Source organism: Amycolatopsis anabasis (assembly GCF_009765355.1).
Lineage (GTDB): Bacteria > Actinomycetota > Actinomycetes > Mycobacteriales > Pseudonocardiaceae > Amycolatopsis > Amycolatopsis anabasis.
Genome location: NZ_VTHK01000001.1, coordinates 1 through 24,987 on the forward strand (window position 1 = coordinate 1; position 24,987 = coordinate 24,987).

A 24,987-nucleotide genomic window follows, 5' to 3' on the forward strand; every position below is an offset into this window, starting at 1 on the left:
ACACCCGGTCAACCCCACCCCACCAGCAAAAACCAAGATGAAAAATGCCCATTGGGGGATTCCGGCTAGGTGAAACTAGTTCAGCTTCTGGCCTGCTGACTTGAGGTGCTGGGCGGCTTCGACCACGCGGGCGGCCATCCCGGCTTCGGCGGCCTTGAGGTAGCTGCGCGGGTCGTAGGTCTTCTTGTTGCCGACCTCGCCGTCGATCTTGAGCACCCCGTCGTAGTTCTTGAAGAAGTGGTCGGCGATCGGGCGGCTGAACGCGTACTGGGTGTCGGTGTCCACGTTCATCTTGACCACGCCGTAGGAGACCGCCTCGTGGATCTCCTCCAGCAGGGAGCCCGAGCCGCCGTGGAAGACCAGTTCGAACGGCTTCGAACCCTCCGGCAGGCCGAGCTTCTCGGCGGCGACCTCCTGGCCGCGCTTGAGCACGTCCGGGCGCAGCCGCACGGCGCCCGGCTTGTAGGCACCGTGCACGTTGCCGAAGGTCGCGGCCAGCAGGTAGCGGCCCTTGTCGCCGGAGCCGAGCGCGTCGACGGTTTTCACGAAGTCGCCCTCGGCGGTGTAGAGCTTCTCGTTGATCTCGTTGGAGACGCCGTCCTCCTCGCCGCCGACCACGCCGATCTCCACCTCGAGGATGATCTTCGCGGCGGCCGCCTTGGCCAGCAGTTCGGTCGCGATCTCCAGGTTCTCGTCGAGGTCGATCGCCGAGCCGTCCCACATGTGGGACTGGAAGAGCGGGTTCTCGCCGCGGTTCACGCGTTCGGCCGAGATCTCGATCAGCGGGCGGACGAAGCCGTCGAGCTTGTCCTTCGGGCAGTGGTCGGTGTGCAGCGCCACGTTGATCGGGTACTTCGCGGCGACCACGTGCGCGAATTCGGCGAGCGCGACCGAGCCGGTCACCATGTCCTTGACCTTCTGCCCCGACGCGAATTCCGCGCCGCCGGTGGAGAACTGGATGATCCCGTCGCTCTCCGCCTCGGCGAACCCGCGCAGCGCGGCGTTCAGGGTCTCCGACGAGGTCACGTTGATGGCCGGGAACGCGAATTCGTTCGCCTTCGCCCGGTCGAGCATCTCCGCGTAGACCTCGGGGGTCGCGATGGGCATCGTTGATCCTCCTCCGGAACTGAAAACCAGGTTCGGGGCGAATCGTACGAGGTCGCGCGGGTGGGCACTACGGTCGTGTGCCTTCTGGCGGGGTCGTGGGTGTTCAGGACGGGTGTGACGTCCTGAACACCCACGGCCTCAGAGCAGCACCTCGGCCAGGGCGCGGTAGGTCGGCAGCGGGTCGGCGTTGTCGGCGGTGAGGACCTGCAGGTTCACGTGGTCCGCACCGGCGTCGAGGTGGGCCCGCGCGCCGCGCGCGATCGTCTCCGCGTCGCCGTGCAGGACGAGCGCGTCGATCAGGCGGTCGCTGCCGCCGTTCGCGAAATCCTCCTCGGTGAAGTCGAGGCGCTTGAGGTTGCTGGTGTAGTTGGTCAGGGAGAGGTAGAACTGGACCACCGGGCGGCCGATCGCGCGGGCCCGTTCCGGGTCGGTCTCCAGGACGACCTTGTGTTCCGGCGCGAGCAGCGGACCCTCGCCGAGGATCTCGCGGGCCTGCCGGGTGTGTTCGGGGATGGTCAGGTACGGGTGCGCGCCCGCCGTGCGGTCGCCCGCGAGTTCGACCACCTTCGGCCCGAGCGCGGCGAGTGCCCGGTCCTCGACCGGCACGCCGTGACCGTCCAATTCGTCCAGATACGCCACGAGCGCGGTGTAGGGCTTGACGAACTCCTGGGTGTGCTCGCGGTGCCCGGCGCCGATGCCGAGCAGGAACCGGCCCGGATGCTTCGCCGCGATCCGGTGGTAGGAGGCCGCGACGGTCGCCGCGTCGTCCTTCCAGATGTTCACGATCCCGGTGGCCACCGCGATGTTCTTCGTCGCGTCCAGCAGGCTTTCCGCCTGTTCCAGATCACCCGCCGGTGAGCCGCCGATCCAGAGCGCGCCGAAGCCGAGTTCGTCCAGCTCGGCGGCCTGCTCCGGGGTGAGCTGTGCGAAATGCCGCCAGATTCCGATCCTGCCCAAGGTCACAGTCATACCGGGGGCAACCACACCGGCCCGCCGATTCATTCCGCGCTACGTTCGGACCATGGCGAAAATCGGTAACAGTGAACTTGAGGTGTACGGCCTGAATCTGGGTGGCAACGTGTTCGGCTGGACCGCCGACGAGGCCCAGTCCTTCGCCGTCCTGGACGCCTATGTCGCGGCCGGCGGCAACTTCGTCGACACCGCGGACGTGTACAGCGCCTTCGCCGAGGGCAATTCCGGCGGCGAATCCGAGACGATCATCGGCAACTGGCTGGCCAGGCGCGGCCGCCGCGACGACGTGGTGATCGCCACCAAGGTCGGCGCGTGGGAACGCCACCGCGGGCTGTCGGCGGCCAACATCCGGGAGGCGGCCGAGGATTCGCTGCGCCGCCTGCGCACCGACCACATCGACCTGTACTACGCGCACTACGACTTCCCGGACGACCCGCTGGAGGAGACGCTCGCCGCGTTCGACGAACTGGTGCGCGCCGGGAAGGTCCGCTACATCGCGGCGTCCAACTACAAAGCCGACCGGCTCGCCGAGGCGCTGTCCATTTCGGACCGCGAGGGCTTCGCGCGGTACGTCGCCCTGCAGCCGCACTACAACCTGGTGGAGCGCGGGTTCGAGGAGGAACTGGCCCCCCTGGTCGCCCGCGAGGGCCTGTCCACGCTGCCGTACTACGGGCTGGCCAAGGGGTTCCTCGCCGGGAAGTACCGGTCCAAGGACGCCGCCGGGGACAGCCCGCGCGCGGGTGGGGCACTGTCCTATTTGGACGAACGCGGGGAGCGCGTGCTCGCCGCGCTGGACGCGGTGGCCGACGCGCACCGGGTGCCGGTGGCGGCCGTCTCGCTGGCCTGGCTCGCGGCGCAGCCGACCGTGGCCGCGCCGATCGCCAGCGCGCGAAACCTGGAGCAGCTCGAGGGCATTCTGCCCGCGGTCGGCCTGAAGCTGAGCGACGAGGAGCTGAAATCGCTCACCGACGCGTCGTCGTGAACTCGAAGTAACAGTTACTTCTGGGTAGCCTACCGGGAGTAAGTTGAGGTACGGTGCCTTCTCGAGGAGCTCATCGAGGAGGCACCGTGGCGAATCCGCTCGCCTTGCTGACCGGCAAGGGCAAGGTCAACGGCAAGGTCGTACTCATCACCGGCGCGGCGCGCGGCATCGGCGCCGGGCTCGCCGAGCGCCTGGCCGCCCGGGGCGCCAAGGTCGCGCTGGTCGGGCTGGAAGCCGAGGAGCAGCGCAAGGTCGCCGAGCGGATCGGCCCGGACGCGGCGTCCTGGGAGGCCGACGTCACCGACTGGACCGCGCTGGAGCAGGCGACCGCGGGGGTCGTGGAGCGCTTCGGCGGGATCGACGTGGTGATCGCCAACGCGGGCATCGCGACCACCGGTTTCGTGCGCTCGGTCGATCCGGCCGCCTTCGAGAAGGTGATCGAGGTCGATCTGCTCGGCGTGTGGCGGACCTTCCGGGTCACGCTGCCGCACGTCATCGAGCGCAAGGGCTACCTGCTCGCGATCTCCTCACTCGCGGCGATCACGCACGCGCCGGGCATGGCGAACTACGCGGCCGCGAAGGCGGGGGTCGAGGCGTTCAGCAACAGCCTGCGCGCCGAGGTCGCCCACCTCGGGGTGAAGGTCGGCGTCGCGCATCCGACCTGGATCCGCACCGATCTGGTGGAAAGCGCGGACGCGCACCCGGTGTTCGGCAAGCTGCGCGCCGGGATGCCCGGACTGATCGGCAAGACGTACCCGCTCGGGGTGGCGCTGGACTGCCTGGAGGCCGGGATCCTGAGGCGGGCGCGGACCATCCACGTGCCGCGCTGGGTCGGCGGGCTCAAGCTGATCCGGGCGTTCCTGCCGCCGATCATCGAGCTGGGCTCGCGGTCGCGGGTGCCCGCGGCCGACAAGGCGGCGCTGGCGGACATCAAAGAACGCGGCGCGCGGGCCGCCGCGGTCACCGGGCACGGTGGCCGCGCGGCCATCAAATAGCGGCCCGCGGGGCACTATTCGGTGGCCCTCAGGGCACCCAGGCGCCGAGCACTGGGCGGTACTCGCGGACCGTCCGCTCGGCGACCACGCCCTCGAGGTGGTACGGGTCCTGGTTGATGATCTCGTACAGGGCGTTCTCGTCGTCGGCCTGGTAGAGGGAGATCCCGCCGCTGTCGTCGCCGAGCGGCCCGGCCACCGCGACCGTCCCCTGCTCGGCCAGCCGGGTCAGGAACTCGCGGTGCCGCGGCCGGACGTCGGCCAGTTTCTCTTGCACGTAACGGATTTCCACCAGGTACCAGGCCATCACGCCTCCGCGGTTCGATCGACTGCCATCCCGACCGTACCCGGGGGCGCCCAGCACCTGGACGTGCTTCCCAAATTTTGGGCTGTGAGGCTGCCGGGCCAACCCGATACGCTGTGCGTGCGTGAGCGTGTTGTGAGCACGCCACCGCAGGAAGCCGTACCCAGCTCGACCGCGCGTCGCGGGTACACGCAGCAACGGGTCGAGAACGGACGGGGACATATGCCGGAGGGCAGCGCCGAACGCAGCGTGGAGCGCACGCTCGGGCACCTGCGCACGATCGACGGGCCGCCACCGGCGCCCGCGGCCGCCGCGCCGCTGACGCTCGAGGATCTCTACCGCACGCACCGCATGCGCCTGGTCCGGCTGGCGATCCTGCTGGTCGACGAGCCGGCCACCGCGGAGGACGTGGTCCAGGAGGCGTTCACCGGACTGCACCGCAACTGGGGCAAGCTGCGCGACGCCGCGGCCGCCGTCGGCTACCTGCGCACGGCGGTGGTGAACGGATCGCGCAGCGTGCTGCGCCGCCGCAAGACCGCGCGCGAGTACGTCCCGCCGCACGCGGTGAACGCGCGCTCCGCGGAGAGCCTGGCGATGCTGTCCACCGAGCACCAGGCCGTGGTCAACGCGCTGTCCAAGCTGCCGCCGCGCCAGCGGGAGGTGCTGGTGCTGCGGTACTACGGCGGCCTGTCCGAGGCGGAGATCTCCGAAGCCGCCGGGATTTCCAAAGGAACCGTAAAGTCCACCGCCAGCCGCGCCCTCGAAGCGCTGCAGAAAGCCATGCAGGCGCCCAATTAGTGGGACCACGGATAACGGCGTCGCTTCGAATCCCGGGGTTCCTCCCCCGAACTTGGTTTAGACCAATATGCTAGGGCGTGTGAGAGACGCCGGAGACTTCGTGATCACGGGCGGGCGCATCGCCGCCCCGGACGGCCTGCTGGACGACGGCTGGCTCGCGGTCTCCGGGGGACTGATTTCCGGTATGGGAACCGGCGCCCCGCCCGGGGGCGAGCACGTCGACGTCGCGGGCGCGCTGGTGGTGCCCGGGTTCATCGACACCCACTGCCACGGCGGCGGGGGCGGCTCGTTCTCCAGCGGCGAGACGAAAGAGCTGGTCAGCGCCATCAACGCGCACCGGCGGCACGGTACGACCACCATGCTCGCCAGCCTGGTCTCCGATCCGGTGCGCACCCTGGTCAGCCAGATGGCCGCGCTGAACGAACTGGTGGAGGACGGCGAGCTGGCCGGGATCCACCTGGAGGGCCCGTTCATCTCCCGGGCCCGGTGCGGCGCGCACGATCCGGCGGCGTTGCGCGAACCGGACGCGGCCACGGTCGACGCCCTGCTCAGCGCGGGCCACGGCGCGGTCCGGATGGTCACCCTCGCGCCCGAGCTGACCGGCGGTGTGCGCGCGGTGCGCCAGCTCGCCGAGGCCGGGGTGATCGTGGCGCTCGGCCACACCGACGGCGTCGAGGAGCAGATCCTGCCCGCGATCGACGCGGGCGCGACCGTCGCGACCCACCTGTTCAACGGCATGCGCCCGCTGCACCACCGCGAGCCCGGCCCGATCGGCGCGCTGCTGGACGACGAGCGGATCACCATCGAGCTGATCTGCGACCTGGTGCACCTGCACCCGACCGTGGTCCGGCTGGCCGCGACGCACGCGGGCAGGGACCGGACCGTGCTGATCACCGACGCGATGTCGGCCACCGACGCCGAGGACGGCAGCTACCGGCTCGGCAAGCTCGAGGTCGACGTGCGGGACGGCGTCGCGACGCTCGCCGAGAACGGTTCGCTCGCGGGCAGCACGCTGACCATGGACACCGCGTTCCGCAACCTGGTGCGCAGCGCCCGGGTGGACATCCTGGACGCGGTCCGCGCGACCTCGGGCCGCCCGGCCGAGCTGCTCGGCATCGCCGACCGCACCGGTTCGCTGCGCCCCGGCCTGGCCGCCGACCTGGTCGTCCTCACCGACGAACTCCGCCCGTCCCGCGTCCTGCGCCAAGGCGAATGGGTCCCCGGCACCTGAGGCCGCGAACCGATCCGCGACGGGGACCGGCTCCGCACTCCTAGACTTCCCCGGGTGCTGGAATACCGGGTAGACGACCTCGCACGCGCGGCGGGCACCACCGTCGGGAACGTCCGCGTGTACCAGGACCGCGGGCTGCTGCCCCCGCCGATGCGCCGCGGCCGGGTCGCGGTCTACACCGAGGCCCACCTCGCGCGCCTGCGCCTGATCCTCGAGATGCTCAAACGCGGGTACGCCTTCGCCCAGATCGACGAGATGATCACCGCCTGGGAGTCGGGCCGCGACCTGGCCGACGTGCTCGGCCTGGAGGAGGTGCTGACCCAGCCCTGGTCCGACGAGGCGCCCCAGCGGGTCTCGCTCAGCGAACTGGCCCGCGAGTTCGGCCGCTACGCCACCCCGTCGAACATCCGGCGCGTGCTGCGGCTCGGCGTGGTCGAACAGGACGGCGCCCACATCGTCGTGCGCAGCCCGCGGCTGCTGCAGGCCGGACGCGAACTGCTGGCCGCGGGGGTGCCGCTGTCGGCCGTGCTGGACATCGCCGAGCAGGTCCAGCGGCACACCGACGAGCTGGCGAAGTCGTTCCTCAAGCTGGTCGACGAGCACATCCTGCCGAAGACCGAGGGCTGGACGCCGAACTCGGACGAGGTGCCCGAGCTGACCGAGCGCGCCAAACGTTTGCGGCCGCAGGCCCAGGCCGCGGTGTCGGCCCTGCTCGCCCAGTCGATGAGCCGCGAGCTGACCGAATGGCTCGACGCGAGGTTCGGCCCCTTGCTCAAGCACGCCGACGACCGGCCGAAGATTTAGTCTTCCATTCTTTCAATGGCCGTTCTAACGTTTGACGTGTACTCCGATACGGGGAGGAGCGGCAGATGAACCGTCGGACCGAGGTCCCGAACCGGGAGACCACCGCGCAGCGGCTGCAGCTGTCGTCGGCGAAGCTCTCCTACGACCCGGACGTGGACATCGACTGGGACGCACCGCTGCACCCGGACAAGTTCTTCATTCCCGAGCAGCTGATCAGCCTGTACGGCACCGAACTGTGGGACCGGATGACGCAGCAGCAGCGCATCGAACTGTCCAAACAGGAGATGGTCAACACGATCAGCGTCGGGATCTGGTTCGAGACCATCCTGATGCAGATGCTGCTGCGGATGACCTACCGGCAGGATCCGACCACCCGGCACGTGCACTACGCGTACACCGAGGTCGCCGACGAATGCCGCCACTCGACCATGTTCGGGCGGCTGATCGAGAAGGCGGGCGGACGCCCGTACCGCCAGCCGCTGCACTGGTACGCGCTCGGCCAGGTGCTGCCGTTCATCCTGCGGGGACCGTCGATGTGGGCCGCCACGCTGATGGGCGAGGAGGTGTTCGACGTCCTGCAGCGCGACACCATGCGCGACGAGAACCTGCAGCCGATCGTGCGCGCGGTGATGCGGATCCACGTCACCGAGGAGGCGCGGCACGTCCGGTACGCCCGCGAGGACCTGCTGCGCGGCATGGTCAAGGCGAGCCGGTTCGACAAGGAGTTCGCGCGCCTGGTCGCCGCCGAGGGCGCCATGCTGCTGGCGACCACGCTGACCCGCCCGTTGCAGTACAAGCGCGCGGGCCTGGACCCGCGGGAGGCGCGGCGGCAGGCGTGGGAGAACCCGCACCGCAAGGCCGCCGCGCAGCACGGCGCCTCCCGGGTGGTGGGCTTCCTGTCCGAGGCCGATCTGATCGGCGGCCCCACCGAACGGATCTGGCGGCGTTCCGGTCTGCTCGCCTAGCTACGCTGGGAGCCGATGAGCGAGTCCGACAAAGCCCCGGAAGAGGCCGTGAACGAGGCCGAGCCGGAACCTGCCCAGCGCGGCGGCGACGCGCCCGTCGAAACCGAAGCCTCCGAAAGCAAGGCCGACGACACCGATCCGGAGCGCCTGCTGGCCGAGGCGCTGCGCGCGCAGGCCCGCAGCGCGCCCGCGCACCCGTCCGCCCCGGAATCCGCGCCCCTGGCGCAACTCGCCGCGGATCCCGGGCCGCTGCCCGCCGCCGGGCGGTCCGAGGCCACCGACCGCACCGAGGCGCTGCGGCCGCCCCGCGCGATCCCCGTGTTCTCCGGCGGCGACTCCGCGCCCCCGCCGAGCTACGGGCTGCTGTCCGGCGCGGACGCGGGTTCCCTGGAACGGGAACGGGCCGCCCTGGACGCGCTCGCCGAATCCGCGACCGAGCGGCAGCGCGCGGAGGTCACCCGCCAGGAGACGGTCCACACCCCGGTCGGCGCGCACTGGATCCTGCTGCTCGCCGTCCTGCTCGGCCTCGCCGCCGGCTCGGTCGCCGGGCTGCTGACCCTGCTCTGACGCGTGAGCGCTGGCGGGGCGGCACTTTTCCGCCAGAGCGACCTGCTCGCCTGGACGGGGCGAGGCCGCCGGGTGCTGGGTCGTGAGCCGCGTCGAAAGCGCGCGCACTTTCGGGCCGCATCGCGGCGGTACTTCCCCGCCACGGCAGGGTTCCCGTGCACACGGGAGGACACTGGGAACCGGGGGTCGTGAGTGCCGCGCCGTAGCTCTCACGATTCACACAGGGTCACCCTGTACCGTTTATTGGCGTGATCCTCGCTGAGACCACGCAGACGCTGGCCCTGATGCCCAAGTTCCTCAACCCGGAATGGCTGCTCACCGAGTTCGGTGCGTACGTGATCGTCGGGTTGTGCCTGGTCATCTTCATCGAGAGCAGCATCTTCCCGGTCCTCCCGGGCGATTCGCTGCTGTTCACCGCCGGCCTGTTCGTCGCGCAGGGATCCATCCACGCCCCGCTGTGGCTGGTGTGCCTGCTGGTCACGGTCGCCGCGCTGCTGGGCAACGTGGTCGGCTACTTCATCGGCTACAAGGCGGGACCGGCGCTGTTCAAACGGCCGGATTCCAAGTTCTTCAAACAGGAGTACGTGGACAAGACACACGCGTTCCTGGAGAAGCACGGCCCCAAGGCGGTCGTGCTGGCCCGGTTCGTGCCGTTCGTGCGCACGTTCATCACCTGGATCGCCGGGATCGGCCGGATGAACCCGCGGACGTACTTCACCTACACGGTGATCGGCGGCATCCTGTGGGCCGCCGGGATCACCGCGCTCGGCGCGCTGCTCGGCAACATCACCTTCATCAAGACCAACATCGAGGCGATCTTCATCCTGATCGTGCTGGTCTCGGTGCTGCCGATCGTCATCGAGTACTTCAAGAACCGCAAGGAGAAGAAGCTGGCCGCCGCGCGGGACGCCGAGGTGACCCAGCAGATCCCGCGCGTCGAAGCCGACTAGTCAGGCCAGCGAGAACATCGAGCCCGGGTTGAACAGGTTGTCCGGGTCGAGCGCGGTCTTGATCTGGCGGTGCACCTTCATCCCGACCGGGCCGATCTCCCGTTCCAGCCATTCGCGTTTGATCTTGCCGACGCCGTGCTCGCCGGTCACCGTGCCGCCGAGCGAGAGCCCGACCTCGAGGATGGCGTCGAACGCCTTCCGCGCGCGGGCGAACTCGTCCGGATCGTCCGGCGCGTAGACGATCGTCGGGTGCATGTTGCCGTCCCCGGCGTGCCCGACCACGGCGATCCGCAGGCCCACCTCCTCGCTGATCCGCTCGCATCCGGCGATCAGCTCGGCGATCCGGGTGCGCGGCACGGACACGTCGTCGGTGAGCCACACGCCGTAGAGCTCGAGCGCGGTGAGCACGACCCGGCGCGCCTGCAGCAGCATGTTGCCCTCGGCGAGGTCGTCGGTCGCGTACGTCATGTCCGAACCGCAGTCGAGGCAGATCTGCTCGAGGGCGGCCAGTTCGCGCCGCGCCACCTCGCCGCCGGAGTCGGACTGGGCGAGCAGCAGCGCGCGGCAGTCCGAACCGGCGCCGATGTCGGTCTTCAGGTACGCCTCGGACGCCTTGATCGACGCGGCGTCCATGATCTCCAGCAGCGACGGGACCAGGCCCTCGCGGACCACCCGGGCCACCGCCTCCCCGGCCGCCTCGGTGCTGGTGAACCCGGCGACCAGGGTCGCGGGCGCCTGCGGCAACGGCTTCAGCGCGACCGTGGCCTGGGTGATCACGCCGAGCGTCCCCTCGCTGCCGACGAACAGCCTCGCCAGGTCGTAGCCCGCGACGCCCTTCACCGTGCGGCGCCCGGTCTTCAGCAGCGAACCATCGGCGAGCACGACTTCCAGGCCCAGCACGGAATCCGTGGTGACCCCGTACTTCACGCAGCACAGCCCGCCGGCGTTGGTGGACAGGTTCCCGCCGATGGTGCACCAGTCGTAGCTGGACGGATCGGGCGGGTAGAACAGCCCGTGTTTCTCGACCGCGTCGCGGAAGTCCAGGTTGATCACGCCCGGTTGCACCACGGCGAGCCGGTTCCCGGCGTCGATCTCGACGATCTCGTTGAGCTTGGTGAGCACGAGCATCACGCAGCCGTCGATCGCGTTGGCCGCGCCGGAGAGCCCGCTGCCCGCGCCTCTCGGCACGATCGGCACCTTCGCCTCGGCGCAGGCACGCACGGTCGCCTGCACCCCGGCGACGTCGACCGGCAGCACGACCGCGAGCGGCCGCCCGACCGGGGCGAGCGGCATCATGTCGCGGGCGTAGCTGCCGGTGACGTCGCTGTCGGTGAGCACGGCGTCCTTGCCGAGCTCGTCGCGGAGTTTCGCCAGCAGGGCTTCGTTGCTCATACCCCTACCGTAATACGAGAACTCTCTCGCTTGGTGGAATTTTTTTTCCGCAGAAGGAGAGTGGCCTGGATGCCCGCGTAGGCGAGCAGCACGGCCCCGACCACCGCGGTCACGTGCATGCCCTGCACGAAGGCCTCCTTGGCCGCGGCGAGCAGCGACTCCCCGGCCGGGCCGGGCAGCTGACCGGCCGCGGCGACCGCGCCGCCGAGCGTCTCCCGCGCGGCTTCCGGCGCGTCCCCGGGCAGCCCGCCGCGGTAGACCGCGGTGGCCAGGCTGCCCAGGATCGCGGTGCCCAGCGCCCCGCCCAGCTCGAACCCGGTCTCCGAGATCGCCGAGGCGGCCCCGGCCCGCTGCGGCGGCGCGGCGGAGATGATCAGGTCGTTGGTCAGCGTCTCGGACAGCGCCACCCCGCCGGAGAGCAGCGCGAACGCCACCACCAGCAGGGCCAGCCCGGACGTCACGCCGATCTGGGTCAGCGCGGCGAACGAGGCGGCCGCGGCCAGCAACCCGCCGCCGATCAGCGTCGACGGGCGGATGTGCCGGGCCAGCACCGGTGCGAGCAGCGCACCGGCCACCCCGGCCGCGGTCTCCGGCAGCAGCCACAGCGCCGCGGTCATCGGCCGCAGGCCGAGCACCAGCTGCAGGTACTGCGGCACCAGGAACAGCAGGCCGACCAGCGCGAACACCCCGAGCAGGTTGGTCGCGATCGAGGCGCTGAACGCCCGCTCGCGGAACAGGTCGAGGTCGATCATCGGCTCGGCCAGCGCCCGCTGGCGCAGCACGAACACCGTGCCGAGCGCGAGCCCGAGGACGATCGTCCCGGCCGCGGTCCAGTTCAGGCCGTGCTCGGCGATCGTCTTGATGCCGTAGACGATCGGCAGCATGGTGGCCAGCGACAGCACCGCGGAGAGCAGGTCGAAGCGGCCCGGCTTCGGGTCCTTCGCCTCCGGGAGCAGCACCGGGCCGAGCACCAGCAGCAGCACCATGACCGGCACGTTGATCAGGAACACCGAGCCCCACCAGAAGTGCTCGAGCAGCCAGCCGCCGACGACCGGGCCGACCGCCATCCCGCCGGAGAAGCCCGCGCTCCACGTGCCGATGGCGATCCGCCGCTGACCGGCGTCGGTGAAGATGCTGCGGATCAGCGAAAGCGTCGACGGCATCAGCGTCGCGCCGCCGAGGCCGAGCAGCGCACGCGCGGCGATCAGCATCTCGGGGCTGGTGGAGAACGCCGCGAGCACCGAGGCCGCACCGAACGCGACGCCCCCGGCGAGCAGGAGCTTCCGGCGGCCGATCCGGTCGCCGAGGGTGCCCATCAGCACCAGCAGGCCACCGAGGACGAACGAGTAGATGTCCACGATCCACAGCTGCTGGGCGCTGGTCGGCGCCAGGTCCTCGCTGAGATAGGGCAGCGCGAAGCCGAGCACGGTCATGTCCACGCTGATCAGGAGCACCGGAAGCACCAGCACGCCGAGCGCGAACCACTGTCTGCGCCCTGCCTTGACCATGGCGCACACTCCTCAAGCTAAACAGTCCGGACGGTACAGTTTCAGGATTGAATGTAGACCGTCCGGACGGTACAGTCAAGCCATGCCGAAACCGTCAGCCCGCGACCGCATCCTGGACGCGTACGTGAAGTTCCTCATCGACCACGGCCCGGCCGCGGTGACCCTGGAGGCGGTCGCCGCCGAGGCCGGGGTGTCCAAGGGCGGCCTGCTCTACCACTTCGGTTCGAAGGACGCCCTGCTCGACGGCCTGCTGGACCGGGTCGACGAGCTGACCACGCGCGATCTGGAGGAGGCGCGCAACGCGCCCGAGGGGCTGATCCGGTTCTACCTGCGCACCTCGGCGACCGACGCGTCGATGGACAACCCGCTGCACCGGGCGACGCTCGCCACGTTCCGGCTCATGGGCCACGACCCGAAGGTCCTGACCGCGTCGAAGCGCTACGAGGCCCGGTGGCGCGAGGCGCTCGCCGAACACGTCGACGACCCGCTCACCGCGGATTTGATCGCGGTCGTCGGCGACGGGCTCTACCTGCGCGGCACGCTGGGCGAGGACAGCACGGCACTACTGTCCTCTTTGGACGAAGTACTGGACCGGCTCGGCGCGGGTCAGCGCACCCACCCGTAGACCTTCTCGACCCGCAGTCGCAGCACGAGCCGCTTGTCGTGCACCATCGCCGCGCGGTACTCGTCCCAGTCGGGGTGCTCGCCCTGGACGTCCCGGTACAGCTCGATCAGTTCCTCGACCGCCTCGTCGTGCGGATCCCGCGCCACCGCGGAGAGGTCCGCGGTCCCCTCGGCGACCGCGTAACCCCAGCCGTCCTTTGTGGACACGTGCAGGCTGGCGCGCGGATCGCGGCGCAGGTTCTTGGTCTTGGCCCGGTCGTCGGTGACCGACACCCGGATGGTGTCGCCGTCGTAGCGATAGGTGACGTTCGACAGCTGCGGGCGACCGTCCCGTTTGAGGGTGGCCAGCACCCCCAGCCGTCCCTCGGTCAGCAGCTTGTCCAGGGACTCGTCCCACGCGTGCTCCGCCATGACCTGCCCAACGCCGGAAACGGCCGCCGCATTCCGTTCAGGTGAGTTCGCCTTCGAGCAGGCTCATCAGGAGCATGTCGTGCCACCGGCCTTCACCGCGGAACGAGTCGCGGTGGCGGCCGTCCACCTGGAAACCGAGCTTCTCGTACACGCGGATCGCGGCCGCGTTCTCCGCGACCACCCACAGCGCGATCGAATGCAGCCGCATGACCTCGAAGCCGTACCGGCACAGCGTGCGCATCGCGTCGGTGCCGTAGCCGCCGCCCCAGTGGTCCTTCTCGCCGAGGTAGAGGTCCACCTCGGCGCGCGCGGTTTCCGGCGTCGCGTCGCGCAGCGTGCAGGTGCCGATCAGTTTGCCCTCGGCCAGGGTCTCGATGCCGAAGGTGACCTTCGCGTGGGAGTTCGGCTCGCGGTCGGCGAACCGCTTGCGGGTCTGCGCGAGCGATTCGGGGTAGTCGGCGCTCAGCCAGCGGACCACCTCCGGATCGTTGTGCCAGCGCCAGAAGGCGTCGGCGTCCTCGGGTTCCAGCGCGCGCAGTTTGACGAGTTCCCCAGTGACCATGCGCCCATGATGCCCGGTTCAGCCGCCCGCGACATCCGAATAAGCGGTGCCGATCTTCAGGTCGTCGACGAACTGGGTGACCGCGTCGTCGCGGGCGCCGTAGACGCCCCACTTCGGGTGGTTCTCGTCGTCGAAGGTCCGGCAAGGCCAGCGCTTCGAACCGCCGTCGAAGGTCTGCTGGACGCCGTCGTAGTACAACTCGACCCAGCCGCCCTTGAGCTGGTCGGACAGGTGCAGGCCGAGCACCACGCGGTGCCAGGTGTTCGCGGCGAGCGGGGTGCGCCAGATGATCCGGGTTTCGTTCGGCTGCCGCTGCAGGAGCGCGAACCGGCCGTCGATCACCTTGAGCACCACCGGGTAGTTCTGCGTGTGGTTGCCGTAGGACTTCCACTGGAAGTTCGCGTTGTTGTTCACCGTGCTGGTGAGCTTGCTCGACCAACCGAGGTAATAGGTCTGACCATTGCGGAACGTGTACTCCTTGCCGCCGACCTTGATGCCCCGGCTTTCGCAGCGGTTGAGGCCGCCGGGTTTGCGGTAGCGCCACACCTTGCCGCGGTCGGCGTCGTCGACCGCCGTGACGTCACCGGGACTCGCGCATTCGCCGCCGATGTTGGCGAACACGCCCTTGCCGAGGGCCGCGTCGCCGTTCCAGAGCAGGGCCGCATCGGCGGGCGGGGAGCCGAGGAGGAGCAGGGTCGTGGTAGCCAGGAGCGCGGTAACCGATCGCCACATAGGTCAGATGTATAGCGCTTACCGCTCCGGGTGGTCTAGACCCGTTTGGGTCGCGTGGCGAGCCAGCGTTCGCGGAGGTCGGTGAGCGCGCGCTGGATGAACCGGTTGAAGTCGCGCATCTCGGCGACGCGGCGGCCGGACGGCGTGCGCGGCCCGCCGAGCGCGCGCACGCCGCTTTCGGCGAGGTCGCCGAAGAGTTTGAAGATGCCGCCCTCGGCGGCGGCCGAGGTGTACCAGGTGTCGTCGGCGAGCCGGTACCGGTCGCGCCGGGATCCGGGGACCGGAAGCACGTCGACCACCTGGGCGCGGATGAGGAACCGCACGGCACTGGAGACCGCGGGCGGGCTCGCGTTGATCCGCTCGGCGAGTTCGGCGGAGGTGAGCCCGTCCTCGTCGGCGGACATCAGCGCCATCAGCACACGCCCGGCCATCCGCGGGAATCCCAGGTCAGCGAAGGATTTCGCGGCGTTCTCGACGAACCGGGCGACGGCCCGTTCGTCCCGCGGCGGGTAAGCAGACGACTCCGACATGAGGTCATTTTACATTATTCTGAAAGTTTCTGAACTCTGTGAAGAGTGGCTCGACGGGCCAGGCGCGGCAGGGCGACCACCGTGCCCAGCCTCGCCGACCGGTTATGACCCCGGCATAAACACTCACGACCATCAATTTCCGGAACCCCATTTAGTAATGGCTGCAGCAGGGTGAGATATCTCGACTGCGGGGCGCGCCGTCTTGCAGAATCCTTTGTGCGCGGCCTTCGCCAACCGATCCACCGACCGCGCGCAATTCTCTTCTCCCACCGCATTGCGAATGTTATGCCCGAAAGGAATATTTCATGCATGACGACGACGAGCCGGTCGGCCGTATTCTCGGTCGGCGGCAGGCGCTGATCCTGCTCGGCGCCGCGGGCGCGACGCTCACCGCCGCGGGCTCCACCATGGCCAGCGCGGCCACCACGTCAGACGCACCCGAGGTGTGCACGCTCGACTGCGTCGCCAAGCCGGAGCAGATGGAAGGTCCCTACTTCGTCGACGAGAAGCTCAACCGCTCGGACATCCGCATCGAGCCCTCCACCGGGCAGGCGGTCGCCGGCACGGTGCTGACGCTCAACTTCACCGTGCAGCAGATCCGCCAGCAGCAGTGCTCGCCGCTGCCGAACGCGATGGTGGACCTCTGGCAGTGCGACGCCTTCGGGGTGTACTCGGACATCCCCTCGCAGGGCAGCTCCGGCCGGAAGTTCCTGCGTGGCTACCAGCTCACCAACCCGGAAGGGAAGGCCCAGTTCGTCACGATCCTCCCGGGCTGGTACCAGGGCCGCACGATCCACATCCACATCAAGATCCGCACCACCGGCACCAACGGCAGGCCGTACGAGTTCACCTCGCAGCTGTACTTCACGGACCAGTTCAACGCGGCCTACCTGCGAACCGAACCGTACCGGCGCAAGGGCCCGGCGGACACCACCAACGGCCAGGACTTCATCTACCGCAACGGCGGCGCCCAGATGACGCTCCGCCCGACGGCCAGCGGGAACGGCTACTCCGCCGACTTCGCCATCGGCCTCGACCTCTCCAACACCCAAGTAGGCCGCCCCGACTGACCACCCCCGGACGGCCAACACGCACACACCACCGGCCAGCACGCCCGGGATCCCTGCAAGCCTCGGGCGTGTTGGCGGTTCCCTTACGCCGCCCGCACCTTGTCGGCCAAGTGCTGACCAGCGTCCCGAACGCAGAACTCGAGCGACCAGAACGCGGAACTCGGCCTACCGAAACGCGGGACTCGCGCGACGGGAACGCGGGACTCGCATAGCCGCGGTCAGCGCCAGCCATGTCGCTCCAGATCGGCTCGCAGTTCGCCCAGCAGCGCGATCGACTCCGCTGGATCGAGCGCCCGCCCGAGTATCGAGGCGAAGGTCCGCTCGAAAATCTCGACCTGATCCGGCCGGTCGATCTTCTCGGAACCTGCGGCATGCTCGAGGTACACCAGGTTCGGCTCCTCGGGACTGGGGAATGTCAAGATCGTGAAAACACCAGCGAACCCGAGGTGGACCCCTGTCGAACTGGGGACGATCTGCACGGTAACGCTGGGCAAGCCAGCCAGCTGCTCGATCTTCGCCAGCTGCTCGACCATCAACTCGGGTGATCCGATACGCCTCAGGAGCGCCGACTCGTCGATTATCGAGTGCAGTCGTGCTGGGTTCTCGACCTCGAAGAGGCGCCGCTGGCGCTCCAAGCGCAACGCGACCTGGTTCTCGAAGTGCTGGGGACTCCGATCCAGCAGCGACGCACGCAGGACCTCACGCGCATAGGCCGAGGTCTGGAAATGGCCGGGCAGATAGGCCAGTTCGAAGGAACTCAGCTCACCTGCGGCCGCTTCCAGCTCGGTAAAACCGAGCGCCATCGAGGGGTACCGCCCATGGCGGGGCGCCATGTACTTCTTCCACCAAGGACTCGCCTTCGACTGCCGAACCAGATCGAGCACCTCGTCCCATTCGTTCGCGGGAACCAGGTAGAGGTCGAGCATGCTGCGTGCCGTGTGGACGGTAGGGGCGGTCTTGCCGGTCTCGATACGGCTCAAGGTGGCCGAAGAGAACTCAAGCCGCCGGTGAGCCTCCGAAAAAGACAGCCGGGCTCGCTCGCGAAGCGACTTGAGCACTCGGCCCAGTTCCCGACGCACGAATGGCGGACTCACCAGCGTTGTCATCGACGAAACCTCACTCGATTGTACGGAGAGTCACCTGTAATTACAGCATGCCCAGAGCACCTTGCCGTTGCGGCGGGACATTCAGGGCAATGGTGAACTGGGATTACTGGCACCGGATCGAGTACCGGCGCGAGATCGACGCGGAAACCCGCGTGCTCGAATACACCGAGGTCGTACAGGATCAGGGGTGGGGGTTCGAGCACCGCGCGCAGCACCGGCAGGAGTGGTTCGTCCGGTACACCCGCGCGTGCGCCGAGGACTTTCTCGACCGGGTGCGTGCGACGCCCGGAACCTGGGTAGTCGCGGTGTGGCGCAACGGTGAACCGCTCGGCTCGATCCGGATGAAACGGGCAAAGGGCACGAAGGAACACACTTGCGTGTGACAACTAAAGTGTCTTGCGGCACAGCTTGATTATTTGAGTGGCGCAACCAACCACCTCGGGTGCATCCTTGCTCTGGGCAACTAGTTGCAGCCGCCAAATAAGACATTCTCCACGAAAGACCCTGGTGATGGCACCTCCCAAGCGCACCACCGCGCCCCCGGACGAGGGGACCCGGACGAAGGCCGAGCTGGATCTCGCGGATCAGCTCGGGCACGAGCTCGTCCGCTTCGTACGCCTGATCAACCGCGCGAAGTCGCAGGTCGCCAAGCAGGGACCGGACGGCATCGAACGCTCGGCGTACGCGATCCTCTTCTGCCTGATCTACGACGGGCCGCAGCGGACCAGCCGCCTCGCCGAGTCACTGCACGCCGAGATCTCCACGATCAGCCGGCAGAGCAGCACGCTCGTCCAGCACGGGCTGGTGGAACGCCAGGCCGATCCCGAGGACGGCCGCGCGTGCCTGCTCGCGCCGACCGCCGAGGGGCTCCGGGTCTTCGAGGAGAACCGCAAGCAGCGCAACCAGTGGCTCGCCGAAGTGCTCGCCGACTGGCCCGAGGAGGACCGGCAGACGCTGAACGCCCTCTTCGCCCGCCTGAACGCCGGGATCGAGGCGCACGCCCCGCAACTGGCCGACGCGGTGCAGCCGCAGACCACACCGAGAACACCGAACAAGGGGGCCCACGCATGAGTACCACCGTGGAGAAACCACCACAGACAGCCGGGGACGGCCCGGGGCTCACGCACCGGCAGATCGTCACCATCCTGATCGGGCTGATGTCGGGCATGTTCCTGGCCGCGCTCGACCAGACCATCGTCGGCACCTCGATCGTCCGGATCGCCAACGACCTGCACGGCTTCGACCTGCAGGCGTGGATCACCACCGCGTACCTGATCACGTCGACGATCGCCACGCCGCTCTACGGCAAGCTGTCCGACATCTACGGCCGCAAGCCGTTCTACCTGCTCGCGATCTCGATCTTCCTGATCGGCTCGATCGCGTCCACGTTCGCGCAGTCGATGTACCAGCTCGCCGCGTTCCGCGCGGTGCAGGGACTCGGCGCCGGTGGCCTGATGTCGCTGGCGATGACCATCCTCGGCGATATCGTGCCGCCCCGGGAACGCGCCCGCTACCAGGGCTTCTTCCTGGCCGTGTTCGGCATCTCGACCGTGCTCGGCCCGGTGCTCGGCGGCCTGTTCGCCGGGATCGACGACCTGGCCGGGATCGACGGCTGGCGCTGGGTGTTCCTGATCAACGTGCCGATCGGGATCGTCGCGCTGTTCGTCGTCGCCAAGGTGCTGAACGTGCCGACCGAGCGGCACGACCACCGCATCGACTGGTGGGGCGGGCTCGCCCTGGCGGTCGCCGTGGTGCCGCTGCTGATCATCGCCGAGCAGGGCAACAAGTGGGGCTGGGGCTCCACCGGCGCGGTGGTCTGCTACGCGATCGGCGCGGTCGGGATCGTCCTGTTCCTGTTCATCGAGCACGTGATGAAGGACGAGGCGCTCATCCCGCTGCGGCTGTTCCGCAACGCCACCTTCAGCGTCGCGATCCTCGGCGGCTTCATCGTCGGTGTCGCGATGTTCGGCGCGATCATGATGATCCCGCAGTACCTGCAGGTGGTGCAGGGTTACACGCCCACCGAGTCGGGTCTGCTGATGATCCCGCTGATGGGCGGCATCATGAGCGGGTCGGTCATCTCCGGTCAGATCACCGGCAAGACCGGCAGGTACAAGATGTTCCCGGTGATCGGCACCTTCCTGATCGCGGTCGGCGCGCTGCTGTTCGCGCAGGTCGAGTACAACAGCGCGCTCTGGCACCCGCTGGTCTACGCGGCCATCATCGGCCTCGGCCTCGGTGGCTGCATGCAGACGCTGATCATCGCGGTGCAGAACGCCGGGCCGCGCCGGGACATGGGCGTGTCCACCGCTTCGGCGACCTTCTTCCGCCAGATCGGTGGTACCGCGGGCGTCGCGGTGTTCCTGACCATCCTGTTCAACGTGCTGCCGGGCAACATCACCAAGGCGTTCGGCGGCAACGCCCCGGCCGGTGCGGGTGGCCAGCTCGGCGACCTGCAGTCCAACACCAGCGGCATCCAGGACCTGCCCGAGCAGATCCGGACGCCGGTGCTGATCGGCTTCACCGATTCGATCAACACGGTGTTCTACGTGGCCGCCGGGGTCGCGGCGCTGGCGTTCATCGTGCTGCTGTTCATGCGGGAGATCCCGCTGGCCGGTGGGCCCGCGCCCGCCGCGGCCGCGATGGAGGGCGGCGAGGCGCTGCTCGACGACGTCGAGGAGGACTCGGCCCGTGAGGAACTGGTCGCCGACGCGGACGCCGCGTTCGAAGAGGAGCTCGAACCCGAACTCGTCGGCGCGGGCAAGCACGCCCGGCCCAGCGAGAACGGGCACGGCGAGTACCAGGTGAGCGCGCCCGCGCCGATCACCAGCGCGGTCGCGGGCGCCGGGGTGGGCAGCTCGCTGAACACCGGCGGGCAGCCGATCCACGGGCACGTGCGGCGCCATGACGGCACGTCCGTCGCGGGGGCCGCGCTGACCCTGATCGACCAGCGGGGCCGCCAGGTCGGCCGGGCGACCGGCGGGCCGGACGGCAGCTACACCGTGCACGCCCCGGGCGGCGGCACCTACGTGCTGATCGTGTCGGCCAACGGGCACCAGCCGCAGGCGTCCAGCGTGGTCGTGTCGGCGCACTCCGCCGCGACGCTGGACATCACGCTGGCCGGTTCCGGCGAGCTGACCGGCGTGGTCCGGGTCAGCGGCACCGGCAACCCGCTCGCGGGCGCCACCGTGACGCTGACCGACGAGCGCGGCGAGGTGACCGGCGCGTACATCACCGAAACCGACGGCGGCTACGCGTTCCGCGGGGTCGGCGCGGGCAGCTACACGCTGGTCGCGAGCGCCGAGCGGATGCGGCCGATCGCGGTCACGCTGACCGTGCCGGACAGCGGGCAGCTGCGCCACGACGTCGAACTCGCCGGGGCCGTGCTGCTGGCCGGGACGGCCCGCACCGACGGGGACCGGCCGGTGCCGGACGCGCGGATCACCGTGCTCGACGCCGAGGGCAACGTGGCCGCCGTGGCCCGGACCGACGACTCCGGGCACTACGTGGTCAGCGACCTGCCCGAGGGTTCGTACACCGTGGTCGCCAGCGGGTACCCGCCCGCGACCAGCACGGTCGCCCTGGACGGGGGCGGTGAAGCCACGCACGACGTCCGGCTGGGCTACGACCAGGTGATCGACGAACTGGTGGACCGCTCATGACCGGGTTGCGCGCGGACGTCCGGACGGCCGAGGGCTGGGCGGTCGAGCACGCGGTGCTCACCGTCACCGACCTGACCGGGCAGCAGGTGGCCCGGGTCGCGGCGGACGCCCGCGGCGCCACGGTCACCGAACCGCTCGCCCCGGGTGTGTACACGGCGGTGCTCACCGCGGCCGGTTACACCCCGGTCGCGCGCACCGCGCGGGTCGGCTCGGACGGCAGCGGTTCGCTCGGCGAGATCGTGCTGAACCCGGTGGCGGGGGCCGTCGAGCTCCCGTCGCCGGGGCCGTGGGTGATCGACCCGCTGCACTCGTCGGTCGTGGCCACCGCCCGCCACCTGGGGATCTCCAGCATCAAGGCGCGGTTCACCGAGGTGTCCGGGAAGATCGTCGTCGAGCGGCCGGTGGAGCAGTCGTCGGTGTACGCGGAGATCAAGGCCGCGGGGATCGACACCGGGATCAAGATGCGCGACGACCACCTGCGCTCGCCGGACTTCCTGGACGTGGACGTGTACCCGGTGATCTCGTTCACCAGCACCGGGATCCGGCAGCGGGGTTCGGACGCGTGGACGTTGTCCGGGGAACTCACCCTGCACGGGGAGCGCCGGATGGTGGACCTGGACCTGCACTACGGCGGCTACGGGCCGGACCCGTGGGGCGGGACGCGGGCCGCGTTCCACGCGGAAACCCAGCTGCACCGCAACGATTTCGCGATCAACTACAACGCGATGGTGCGGGCCGGGGTGGCGGCGATCGGCACCAACGTGAAGATCGAACTCGACATCCAGGCCATCCAGGGGGAGACCCTGCCGGAGTTGTGAAATCGGGGGGCGGCGCGGGCACCCGTCCGCGCCGCTCACTCCGGTGGGGGACCTGGTTTACCCCGAATCAACCGTTCAGGTGAGTGCGTTTTGTCGGTTACACGTAGGCTCGCAGTGTGAGTGAGGTGTATGCGGCGTCGGCAGGAATCGGCGTGAGCTGGCTCGACACCGCTGGGCCGTTGCTGGTCTGGGTCATCGTGCTGAGCTTCGTGTTCGTCGAATGCGCCCTGATCGTGGGCCTGTTCCTGCCCGGTGACTCGCTGCTGTTCGGCGCCGGCGTGGTGCTCGCCCAGCACGGGGCCGACGCCAACGCCTGGCTGCTGTCCCTGGCGGCGCTGATCGTCGCGGTCGTGGGCAACCAGGTCGGCTACTACATCGGCCGGCACACCGGCACCAAGTTCATCGCCCGCCGCGGCGGCAAGGTGCTCAACCGGCACAACCTGGACCGCGCGCGCCGGTTCCTCGACCGCAAGGGCTTCTTCGCGATCGTCGCGGCGCGCTGGATCCCGTGGGTCCGCACCCTGGCGCCGCTGATCGCCGGGGCCGCGCGGATGGACCACCGGCGGTTCCTGATGGCGACCACCGCGGGCGGGCTGCTGTGGGTGCCGACGCTGGTGCTGCTCGGCTACTACGGCGCCGGCCTGCTCGACGTGCTCCCGTGGGTCAAGACCGCGGTCGTCTGGCTGTCCATCGCGTTCTTCGTCGTGGGCACCGGCTACGGGGTGTGGCGCTACCGCCAGGAGATGCGCAAGCCGGTGGACGACGACGCGGAGGCCGCTCGTGCTTGAGGTGTGTGCCTCGGAAGATCAGGCCCTGCCACTCGAGGTGACCAGGCGCGCGCCTCGGCCGAAGGCCTCGGATTTGTGGAGGCAGGCCGCCGACCTGCGGAGGTGACGGCCCGGCGAAGTCACGGCCTGGCTACGCAAATCCGATCGCGCGCACGATGAACACAGCCTAGGGTTCCGGGTCGGCCCAGACTTCGAGCTGGATACCGTCGGGGTCGCGGAACACGACGACCCGCGAACCGGGGAGCGTGCGGGACGTGGCCGCGGGCGTGTAGGTCACCCCGTACTCGACGAGTCGCTCCTCCCACTGGTCGAGTTCGTTCTGCGAGGACACCTTGAACGCCACGTGGTCGAGACCCGTGGTGCGCTCGTCGAACGCCCGCCGCTCGTTCTCCGGATGCTGCACGAGCACCACGGAGAACTCCTCGCTCGGCGAGCGCAGGACCACCTTGCGCAGTCCCGTCTCCGGGTCCTCGCGGCGCGTGAACTCCTCGAGTTCCAGCACGCGCACGTACCACGGCACGCTTCTGTCGACGTCAGTCACCGTGAGCGCCAAATGGTGCACACACGTGAGCTTGGACATGCGGAACTGCCCGTCCTTTCCCACCCCTCGTGTCGCACTCCGGGGCATATCAAAGCGGCCCCGGCGGAACCAGAATCACCCGGCCCCGGTGAATTCCCGGTTACCGGGCCTGCTACTCCCTACCCTCTACCCGAGGACATCTCAGGCCGGTCTCCGTAACATCTCGATCAAGCGGGGGAACAAGAAAGTTACCCAACCCCGCCAAGGTTGTGACACCACTCGCCGCGCCTCCCCAGAAAACGGCGATTCCCCGCCCCACCAAGAACAATCCCCCACCACTCCCAGGGGGGCGACCCCACGACCAGCCTACCGAGCACCACCTCCGGCGGGTGGTTACCCGGAAATCTGTGGACAAACACCGCGACTGTGGACAACACGGGCGCCAAGCGGGTGAGTCCCTTGACAAGCCGGCCGGATCAGGTCTCAGCGCCGGAGGCCGCGGGAATCCGGCGTCAGCGGCCGCCGCCGATCGGGAGGACGGCCCCGGTCGCGTACGAGGCCGCCGGGGAGAGCAGCCACAGCACGGCTTCGGCGATCTCCGCGGGTTGCGCGGGGCGGCCGAGCGGGATCGTCGGGGCGAGGCGCTCGAGCCGGTCGTGCAGGCCCGCCTCGGCGTGCAGTTGCGTCTCGACCATGCCCGGCGCCACCGCGTTGACCCGGATTCGTTCCCCGGCCACCTCCTGGGCCAGGCCGAGGGTCATGGTCTCCACCGCGGCCTTGCTCGCCGCGTAGTGCACCCACTCGCCCGCCGACCCGAGCCGCGCGGCCGTCGACGAGATGTTCACGATCGCGCCGCCGCCCCCGCCGTAGCGTGTGGACATCCGGCGCACCGCCTCCCGCGCGCACAGGAACACGCCGGTGACGTTGACGTCGAACACCCGCCGCACCGAGCTCACCGTCTGCTCGTCGAGCCGCCCCGGCGTGAGGCCGGTGATGCCCGCGTTGTTCACCAGCTTGGTGATCGGCCCGAGCGCGGCGGCCGTTTCGAACAGGGCGGTCACCTCTTCCTCGACCGACACGTCCGCGCGCACCGCGAGCGCGCGGCGGCCGCAGCGCTTGACGTAGTCCACGACATGCCCCGCCGCCTCCACGTCGTGGACGTAGTTGACCACGACGTCGTAGCCCTGGTGCGCCGCGAGCGTGCAAACGGCCGCACCGATACCCCGGCTACCTCCGGTGACGATGAGAACTCCACTCATACCTTGAACATTAGGGAAAAAGTCCACATAAAGCTCGGTTTATGTCACGAACATGCCCCAGAGTTGTCAATTTCGCACCCAGAGCACCCGTTCGTCGCCTAACGTGGACAGCGGCTCGGGGGAGCTGACACGAAGGGGAAACCTGTGGGGAGCTCAGTACAAGTCCTGTCCTGCCGCCGCGAAGAGTGCGCCGACCCCGTGATCGCCAAGGGCCTGTGCGCCCGGCACTGGGCACGCTGGTACCGCGGCATCGACGAACCGGACATCCCCGGCGACGACGCCCCCGCCCCGCCGCAGCAGGTGTGGTGGCCGCCGGAGCGGTCCGCGAGCTGA

At 69.3% G+C, this 24,987-nt stretch carries 28 protein-coding genes; 16 read left to right on the plus strand and 12 right to left on the minus strand.

All coding sequences use genetic code 11. The features are described 5' to 3' along the window. Nucleotides 1–75: 75 nt before the first annotated feature. Nucleotides 76–1,107: a class II fructose-bisphosphate aldolase gene (gene fbaA / locus FXO23_RS00005; protein ID WP_158879383.1), complete on the minus strand. Its 1,032-nt coding sequence runs from the start codon at nucleotides 1,105–1,107 to the stop codon at nucleotides 76–78. A gap of 138 nt (nucleotides 1,108–1,245) precedes the next feature. Continuing rightward, nucleotides 1,246–2,076 (minus strand): LLM class F420-dependent oxidoreductase, encoded by an 831-nt coding sequence (locus FXO23_RS00010; RefSeq protein WP_158879384.1) that lies wholly within the window; start codon nucleotides 2,074–2,076, stop codon nucleotides 1,246–1,248. Between the two features lie 52 nt (nucleotides 2,077–2,128). Here FXO23_RS00010 and FXO23_RS00015 point away from each other — a divergent pair, with 52 nt between their 5' ends. Both FXO23_RS00015 and FXO23_RS00020 read left to right on the plus strand, forming a co-directional pair. Then, nucleotides 2,129–3,061, plus strand: coding sequence for an aldo/keto reductase (locus tag FXO23_RS00015; RefSeq protein WP_158879385.1), 933 nt, complete (start codon nucleotides 2,129–2,131; stop codon nucleotides 3,059–3,061). Nucleotides 3,062–3,147: 86 nt separating this feature from the next. Then, a complete protein-coding gene (locus tag FXO23_RS00020; RefSeq protein ID WP_158879386.1) occupies nucleotides 3,148–4,056 on the plus strand; it encodes an SDR family oxidoreductase in 909 nt (302 codons plus the stop codon). A 28-nt stretch (nucleotides 4,057–4,084) separates the two neighbouring features. Here the strand turns inward: FXO23_RS00020 and FXO23_RS00025 are convergent, their stop codons facing one another. Then, on the minus strand, nucleotides 4,085–4,360 hold the full coding sequence (locus FXO23_RS00025) for a YciI family protein (RefSeq protein WP_158879387.1): 276 nt from the start codon (nucleotides 4,358–4,360) through the stop codon (nucleotides 4,085–4,087). Nucleotides 4,361–4,579: 219 nt separating this feature from the next. Between FXO23_RS00025 and FXO23_RS00030 the strand changes: the two genes are divergently transcribed. The 6 genes from FXO23_RS00030 (at nucleotide 4,580) to FXO23_RS00055 (ending at nucleotide 9,672) form a co-directional block, all read left to right on the plus strand. Then, nucleotides 4,580–5,155, plus strand: coding sequence for a SigE family RNA polymerase sigma factor (locus tag FXO23_RS00030; RefSeq protein WP_158880005.1), 576 nt, complete (start codon nucleotides 4,580–4,582; stop codon nucleotides 5,153–5,155). A gap of 100 nt (nucleotides 5,156–5,255) precedes the next feature. Next, nucleotides 5,256–6,386: an N-acetylglucosamine-6-phosphate deacetylase gene (nagA, locus tag FXO23_RS00035; RefSeq protein ID WP_158880008.1), complete on the plus strand. Its 1,131-nt coding sequence runs from the start codon at nucleotides 5,256–5,258 to the stop codon at nucleotides 6,384–6,386. Between the two features lie 54 nt (nucleotides 6,387–6,440). Beyond that, nucleotides 6,441–7,190: a MerR family transcriptional regulator gene (locus tag FXO23_RS00040; protein ID WP_158879388.1), complete on the plus strand. Its 750-nt coding sequence runs from the start codon at nucleotides 6,441–6,443 to the stop codon at nucleotides 7,188–7,190. A gap of 65 nt (nucleotides 7,191–7,255) precedes the next feature. Further along, nucleotides 7,256–8,155: an AurF N-oxygenase family protein gene (locus FXO23_RS00045; RefSeq protein ID WP_158879389.1), complete on the plus strand. Its 900-nt coding sequence runs from the start codon at nucleotides 7,256–7,258 to the stop codon at nucleotides 8,153–8,155. Nucleotides 8,156–8,170: 15 nt separating this feature from the next. Beyond that, on the plus strand, nucleotides 8,171–8,722 hold the full coding sequence (locus FXO23_RS00050) for a hypothetical protein (protein ID WP_246256787.1): 552 nt from the start codon (nucleotides 8,171–8,173) through the stop codon (nucleotides 8,720–8,722). A gap of 248 nt (nucleotides 8,723–8,970) precedes the next feature. Next, nucleotides 8,971–9,672 (plus strand): DedA family protein, encoded by a 702-nt coding sequence (locus FXO23_RS00055; protein ID WP_158879390.1) that lies wholly within the window; start codon nucleotides 8,971–8,973, stop codon nucleotides 9,670–9,672. Here the strand turns inward: FXO23_RS00055 and FXO23_RS00060 are convergent, their stop codons facing one another. Next, nucleotides 9,673–11,064 (minus strand): FAD-binding oxidoreductase, encoded by a 1,392-nt coding sequence (locus tag FXO23_RS00060; RefSeq protein ID WP_158879391.1) that lies wholly within the window; start codon nucleotides 11,062–11,064, stop codon nucleotides 9,673–9,675. Next, entirely contained in the window at nucleotides 11,061–12,572 is a 1,512-nt protein-coding gene (locus tag FXO23_RS00065) for an MFS transporter (protein ID WP_158879392.1), read from the minus strand. Before FXO23_RS00065 ends, FXO23_RS00060 begins: the two co-directional genes overlap by 4 nt. Before the next feature lie 82 nt (nucleotides 12,573–12,654). On the opposite strand from FXO23_RS00065, the gene FXO23_RS00070 reads away from it, so the two are divergent. After that, nucleotides 12,655–13,197 (plus strand): TetR/AcrR family transcriptional regulator, encoded by a 543-nt coding sequence (locus FXO23_RS00070; protein ID WP_158879393.1) that lies wholly within the window; start codon nucleotides 12,655–12,657, stop codon nucleotides 13,195–13,197. On the opposite strand, the gene FXO23_RS00075 is transcribed toward FXO23_RS00070, so the two are convergent. From FXO23_RS00075 to FXO23_RS00090, 4 genes are read right to left on the minus strand one after another with little or no spacing between them, the layout of a single operon-like run. Next, on the minus strand, nucleotides 13,179–13,607 hold the full coding sequence (locus FXO23_RS00075) for a PPOX class F420-dependent oxidoreductase (protein WP_158879394.1): 429 nt from the start codon (nucleotides 13,605–13,607) through the stop codon (nucleotides 13,179–13,181). The genes FXO23_RS00070 and FXO23_RS00075 overlap by 19 nt on opposite strands. A 37-nt stretch (nucleotides 13,608–13,644) precedes the next feature. Then, nucleotides 13,645–14,169 carry a GNAT family N-acetyltransferase gene (locus FXO23_RS00080; RefSeq protein WP_158879395.1) on the minus strand — a complete coding sequence of 175 codons (525 nt, stop codon included), beginning with the start codon at nucleotides 14,167–14,169 and terminating at the stop codon, nucleotides 13,645–13,647. Nucleotides 14,170–14,187: 18 nt separating this feature from the next. Next, nucleotides 14,188–14,901: a heparin lyase I family protein gene (locus tag FXO23_RS00085; protein WP_158879396.1), complete on the minus strand. Its 714-nt coding sequence runs from the start codon at nucleotides 14,899–14,901 to the stop codon at nucleotides 14,188–14,190. A 35-nt stretch (nucleotides 14,902–14,936) separates the two neighbouring features. Then, a complete protein-coding gene (locus FXO23_RS00090) occupies nucleotides 14,937–15,431 on the minus strand; it encodes a GbsR/MarR family transcriptional regulator (RefSeq protein WP_158879397.1) in 495 nt (164 codons plus the stop codon). A gap of 305 nt (nucleotides 15,432–15,736) precedes the next feature. Between FXO23_RS00090 and FXO23_RS00095 the strand changes: the two genes are divergently transcribed. Further along, nucleotides 15,737–16,501 (plus strand): dioxygenase family protein, encoded by a 765-nt coding sequence (locus FXO23_RS00095; protein WP_158879398.1) that lies wholly within the window; start codon nucleotides 15,737–15,739, stop codon nucleotides 16,499–16,501. 218 nt (nucleotides 16,502–16,719) lie between these two features. Here FXO23_RS00095 and FXO23_RS00100 read toward each other — a convergent pair whose 3' ends face one another. After that, the gene (locus FXO23_RS00100; RefSeq protein ID WP_158879399.1) at nucleotides 16,720–17,607 is read right to left on the minus strand and encodes a helix-turn-helix domain-containing protein; all 888 of its coding nucleotides are present in this window, start codon (nucleotides 17,605–17,607) and stop codon (nucleotides 16,720–16,722) included. A gap of 89 nt (nucleotides 17,608–17,696) precedes the next feature. Between FXO23_RS00100 and FXO23_RS00105 the strand changes: the two genes are divergently transcribed. From FXO23_RS00105 to FXO23_RS00125, 5 genes are all read left to right on the plus strand, one after another. After that, complete coding sequence (locus FXO23_RS00105) at nucleotides 17,697–17,990, plus strand: hypothetical protein (RefSeq protein WP_158879400.1); 294 nt, start codon at nucleotides 17,697–17,699, stop codon at nucleotides 17,988–17,990. A gap of 127 nt (nucleotides 17,991–18,117) precedes the next feature. After that, nucleotides 18,118–18,678 carry a MarR family winged helix-turn-helix transcriptional regulator gene (locus tag FXO23_RS00110; protein WP_158879401.1) on the plus strand — a complete coding sequence of 187 codons (561 nt, stop codon included), beginning with the start codon at nucleotides 18,118–18,120 and terminating at the stop codon, nucleotides 18,676–18,678. Next, the gene (locus tag FXO23_RS00115; protein ID WP_158879402.1) at nucleotides 18,675–21,269 is read left to right on the plus strand and encodes an MFS transporter; all 2,595 of its coding nucleotides are present in this window, start codon (nucleotides 18,675–18,677) and stop codon (nucleotides 21,267–21,269) included. The genes FXO23_RS00110 and FXO23_RS00115 overlap by 4 nt, the downstream gene beginning before the upstream one ends. Further along, nucleotides 21,266–22,087, plus strand: a complete 822-nt coding sequence (locus FXO23_RS00120; protein WP_158879403.1) for a YceI family protein — start codon at nucleotides 21,266–21,268, stop codon at nucleotides 22,085–22,087. Before FXO23_RS00115 ends, FXO23_RS00120 begins: the two co-directional genes overlap by 4 nt. 116 nt (nucleotides 22,088–22,203) lie before the next feature. Further along, the gene (locus tag FXO23_RS00125; protein ID WP_158879404.1) at nucleotides 22,204–22,875 is read left to right on the plus strand and encodes a DedA family protein; all 672 of its coding nucleotides are present in this window, start codon (nucleotides 22,204–22,206) and stop codon (nucleotides 22,873–22,875) included. A 166-nt stretch (nucleotides 22,876–23,041) separates the two neighbouring features. Here FXO23_RS00125 and FXO23_RS00130 read toward each other — a convergent pair whose 3' ends face one another. Next, complete coding sequence (locus FXO23_RS00130) at nucleotides 23,042–23,455, minus strand: VOC family protein (protein ID WP_158879405.1); 414 nt, start codon at nucleotides 23,453–23,455, stop codon at nucleotides 23,042–23,044. 452 nt (nucleotides 23,456–23,907) lie between these two features. Beyond that, on the minus strand, nucleotides 23,908–24,654 hold the full coding sequence (locus FXO23_RS00135; protein WP_158879406.1) for an SDR family oxidoreductase: 747 nt from the start codon (nucleotides 24,652–24,654) through the stop codon (nucleotides 23,908–23,910). 144 nt (nucleotides 24,655–24,798) lie between these two features. On the opposite strand from FXO23_RS00135, the gene FXO23_RS00140 reads away from it, so the two are divergent. Beyond that, on the plus strand, nucleotides 24,799–24,987 hold the full coding sequence (locus FXO23_RS00140) for a hypothetical protein (protein ID WP_158879407.1): 189 nt from the start codon (nucleotides 24,799–24,801) through the stop codon (nucleotides 24,985–24,987).